Here is a 2,878-nt window from a genome sequence, read left to right on the forward strand (position 1 = left end):
CTGATCCAAATGTAGAGATTGATAAATTTATTTTGGAAAGAAATTAGCCTATGAAAATCAGCATCATTACTGTATGCTATAATGCTCAGGATTACCTCAGAGATTGCCTGGATTCCGTAGCACGGCAAGACCATCCGGATATAGAACATATCGTAATTGATGGTGCTTCCACCGACGGCACCCTCTCGATTCTGGAAGCATACCAATCAAGGCTTGCGTATGTCGTATCAGAGAAAGATGAGGGGCTTTACCATGCGATGAACAAAGGAATAGCCCTGGCTTCCGGAGAAGTTGTAGGAATATTGAATGCAGATGACCTGTATCCACGCACCAACATACTGAGCAGGGTTGCCAAAGCTTTTTTGGATCCATCAATCAAAATGAGTTTTGGAGACCTGGTCTATGTAAATGATGATGACCTGATAAAGTGGTCAGGTATTACCAGGCCAATAATTACAAAGACAATTGGTGGGCTAGAGGGATGATGCCTCCCCACCCGACCTTCTTTTTGCGGAAAGAGATCTACGAGAAATACGGGACTTTGATACCAGCTTTGAGATATGCGCAGATTTTGACCTTATGGTACGTTTGTTTCACAAAGAAAAACTCCCCTATACCTACATTCCCGAAACCCTGGTCAAAATGAGAACTGGCGGTAGCAGTACCCAGGGCATAAAAAGTACTCTGACGATCAATAAAGAAATTTTACGTTCTTGCAAAATGCATGGAATTAATACCCATTACGGAAGGATTTATAGCAAGTATTTTACTAAAGTGTTTCAATTGCTGCGGAAGCCGTTATAATTGGCATTATTTCAGCTAATAAAAATAGATTATTGCTTTAATTTTATCATAAATAAAAAATATTTCAACAATTATCTATGCCAGCTATTCTCATCACCGGGGGAACCGGTTACATAGGCTCTCACACTGCAATCGAAATCATCAATCAGGGTAAATACGAAGTAATTTCGATTGACAACCAGATCAATTCTCTTTAACTACCTTGGATAGAATCGAAGAAATTACGGGCAAAAGAATGCTGAACTATTCGGTTGATCTTTGCAACCTCCAGGAAGTCGAAAAATATTTGAACAACATACAGATATCGTTGGGGTGATACATTTTGCAGCACTAAAAGCTGTAGGAGAATCTGTGGAGAAACCCCTACTCTATTACCGCAACAACTTTGACTCGCTTCTCAATATGCTTCATTGTTGCGAAAAGTATGAGGTTTCTAATTTTATCTTTTCCTCCTCTTGCACAGTTTATGGAGATATTTCTGACATCCCGGTAACTGAAAAACTCCTACCACTGAGGCTCCTTCCCCTACGGATGTACCAAACTTTTTGGAGAACGGATTATTCAGGACTTTATAAAAGCCTCCACTTCTGTGAAAGGAATAGCCTTGAGGTATTTCAATCCCGTTGGTGCACATGAATCGGGTTTAATAGGAGAAGATCCTATCAATCGTCCCAGCAATTTGGTGCCTGTGATTACACAATCCGCTTCAGGAATTATTCCGAAGATTACGGTTTTTGGGGTGATTATAATACACGAGATGGCTCATGCATCAGGGATTACATACATGTCGTAGATATTGCCCAGGCACATTTACAAGCCATGGCCTACCTGCTGGAAGGGAAAAATCAAGAGTCGTATGAGCGTTAAACCTGGGATCTGGAGAAGGGGTTTCCGTCCTTGAGGCCATCCATGCTTTTCAGAACGTAACCGGTGTAAAAGTTAATTTTGAAGTAGGCCCTCGCCGTCCGGGGATGTTGAGAAAATCTACTCGGACAGCAGCCTTGCCAAAGAGCGACTGGGATGGGTTCCCAAATACGGAATTGATGAAATGATGATGGCAACGGCCTGGAAATGGCAAACCCACCTCAATGAATCAAGACTGGCATCAAAATCCTGATTTCCTAAGCCAGAAAGGAAAATTACTCGATCATATATTATTCAATCCGATGAAGGAACTTACATACCTTCATCGGATTTGTTTTTTATTCGCTAATTTAAAGTACAAGCCTTCGGGTATTCCAAATGTAAATTTTTTATGTATCGTAATAATAATTTATTGTAAATTACGGATACAAACCTAAAGCTCTAAAGATTGATGTTGCGTTACCTTTTGGATCACTCCTTCTTCTTTTCGTATTATGTTCTGCCGGATTCTCTCAGGATAGCGTTTCTGAAGAAATCATTGAAATTGTTAGAATCATGATAGCAGTGTGCAACATGTAATAATGGATAAAGATTTGCATCGTGAAAGGTGGGACACACTTGCACAAGTACGCTTCTGGCGCAAGGTCATGAATCTGCCCCCCGAATACAGCGTTCTCAATATTGCCGAAACCCGCAACGTCCTCAATACCTTCCAAACCGCCTACTACGACACCCTGGAAGATCCCTTAAAAAAAGCTTCAAAGATTCCATTCTTCAAATATGTGAGCTGCCCTCCAATACGCGACTGTATGTAACCTACGGCAAAAGCGATTTCTACCAATTGCGGGAAGTATTGCCCAGCATAGATGCCGGTATTCGGCATTTCCAGGCCGAGGATACCGATCCCTGGTTTGCACAAAGCATTTTGTTGATAGAGAGTCCGGGCCAGCTCAGGAAATCTCCTACAGGTGCGGTAGGCCACTTTCAATTGATGCCTGGAGTGGGCCGTCAAATGGGATTGAAAGTAAATCGCGAGGTGGACGAACGAGAAGATTTTGAAAAATCGGCTCGTGCTGCTGCAAGGTTCATAAAGAATGTATGCATACCTGAAACCCGGGACATTTTCCGAAACCCGCAACGTCCTCAATACCTTCCAAACCGCCTACTACGACACCCTGGAAGATCCCTTAAAAAGAAGCTTCAAAGATTC

5 protein-coding genes and 1 pseudogene are annotated in these 2,878 nt (G+C 42.0%); all 6 read left to right on the forward strand.

Features of this window, described 5'->3' with window-relative positions; translation table 11 throughout:
- The first annotated feature begins 50 nt into the window (after nucleotides 1-50).
- Complete coding sequence (locus D5R40_RS31680) at nucleotides 51-485, forward strand: glycosyltransferase (RefSeq protein WP_124155791.1); 435 nt, start codon at nucleotides 51-53, stop codon at nucleotides 483-485.
- A 396-nt stretch (nucleotides 486-881) separates the two neighbouring features.
- Nucleotides 882-1,001 carry an NAD-dependent epimerase/dehydratase family protein gene (locus tag D5R40_RS42270; RefSeq protein ID WP_205127796.1) on the forward strand — a complete coding sequence of 40 codons (120 nt, stop codon included), beginning with the start codon at nucleotides 882-884 and terminating at the stop codon, nucleotides 999-1,001.
- A gap of 61 nt (nucleotides 1,002-1,062) precedes the next feature.
- Nucleotides 1,063-1,522, forward strand: a pseudogene (locus D5R40_RS43215) (NAD-dependent epimerase/dehydratase family protein); the annotation flags it as partial.
- Nucleotides 1,504-1,671 (forward strand): NAD-dependent epimerase/dehydratase family protein, encoded by a 168-nt coding sequence (locus D5R40_RS43615; RefSeq protein ID WP_445974461.1) that lies wholly within the window; start codon nucleotides 1,504-1,506, stop codon nucleotides 1,669-1,671. The pseudogene D5R40_RS43215 and the gene D5R40_RS43615, both read left to right, overlap by 19 nt.
- A gap of 578 nt (nucleotides 1,672-2,249) precedes the next feature.
- The gene (locus tag D5R40_RS38515) at nucleotides 2,250-2,483 is read left to right on the forward strand and encodes a hypothetical protein (protein WP_205127798.1); all 234 of its coding nucleotides are present in this window, start codon (nucleotides 2,250-2,252) and stop codon (nucleotides 2,481-2,483) included.
- Nucleotides 2,484-2,521: 38 nt separating this feature from the next.
- Nucleotides 2,522-2,878, forward strand: a 357-nt coding sequence (locus D5R40_RS38520; protein WP_205127799.1) for a transglycosylase SLT domain-containing protein, incomplete at its 3' end; no start/stop codon positions are given.

Source organism: Okeania hirsuta (assembly GCF_003838195.1).
GTDB classification, from domain to species: domain Bacteria; phylum Cyanobacteriota; class Cyanobacteriia; order Cyanobacteriales; family Microcoleaceae; genus Okeania; species Okeania hirsuta.

What these genes read in the sequence shown, in the direction of transcription:
- D5R40_RS42270 (WP_205127796.1), top strand. Translation starts at nt 882, where the DNA reads ATGCCAGCTATTCTCATCACCGGGGGAACCGGTTACATAGGCTCTCAC.
- D5R40_RS38515 (WP_205127798.1), top strand. Translation starts at nt 2,250, where the DNA reads ATGGATAAAGATTTGCATCGTGAAAGGTGGGACACACTTGCACAAGTA.
- D5R40_RS31680 (WP_124155791.1), top strand. Translation starts at nt 51, where the DNA reads ATGAAAATCAGCATCATTACTGTATGCTATAATGCTCAGGATTACCTC.